This is a genomic window from Roseinatronobacter sp. NSM, from assembly GCF_052379845.1.
Taxonomy (GTDB): Bacteria; Pseudomonadota; Alphaproteobacteria; order Rhodobacterales; family Rhodobacteraceae; genus Roseinatronobacter.
Genome location: NZ_JBQTCF010000098.1, coordinates 1 through 849 on the forward strand (window position 1 = coordinate 1; position 849 = coordinate 849).

Below are 849 nucleotides of genomic sequence, written 5' to 3' on the forward strand. Positions count from 1 at the left end.
ACGCGGCCGGGTTCTCAGCCAACACCGTGGCGCGGCTGAAAGCGAAATGGGCCGCTGAATACAGCGACTGGTGCAAGACCGATCTGAGCCGGGACGATTGGGCGTATCTTTGGGTCGATGGCATCTATAGCGGGCTGCGCGCGGCCGAGGACAGGCTTTGTGCCTTGGTCGTGATCGGCGTAAATGCCCGTGGCGAAAAGCACTTCCTTGCCATCGAGGATGGTGTGCGCGAGTCCACGCAAAGCTGGCGCGAGGTGTTGCTCGCCCTCAAGGCGCGGGGTCTGAAGACGCCGAAGCTGGCCATCGGCGACGGTGCGATGGGGTTCTGGGCAGCGCTGGAGGAGGTCTTTCCCAAAACCCGCCAGCAGCGATGCTGGGTTCACAAGACGGCGAATGTGCTCAATTGCCTGCCCAAACGCTCGCAGCCCAAGGCCAAGAAAATGCTGCATGACATCTGGCAGGCTGAGACCAGGAAAGACGCCGAGGCTGCCTTCGATCTGTTCATCGAGACCTATGAGCCGAAATACCCGAAGGCCACCACTTGCCTGATCAAGGATCGGGAAGAGCTGCTATCTTTCTACGACTTTCCAGCGCAGCACTGGCAGAGCATCCGCACCACCAATCCGATCGAGAGCACCTTTGCCACCATCCGTCACCGCACCAAACGCGCCAAAGGCTGCCTGACCCGTCCCGGAATGTTGCACATGATGTTCAAGCTCGCTCAATGCGCAGAAACAAGCTGGCGCAAGCTGCGCGGCTTCGCCCACCTCGCCGACGTCATCGAAGGCGTCGATTTCATCAACGGCGTCAAGCCATCAACACCAGATCGGGCCGCCGCGTGACAAGCCT

General features: G+C 60.5%; 1 protein-coding gene. It reads left to right on the plus strand.

Annotated features, from left to right (window positions below; genetic code table 11):
- Positions 1-842 (plus strand): IS256 family transposase (locus ACTZWY_RS19790; RefSeq protein ID WP_444792418.1); only part of this gene is annotated, 842 nt, incomplete at its 5' end.
- Positions 843-849: the final 7 nt, after the last annotated feature.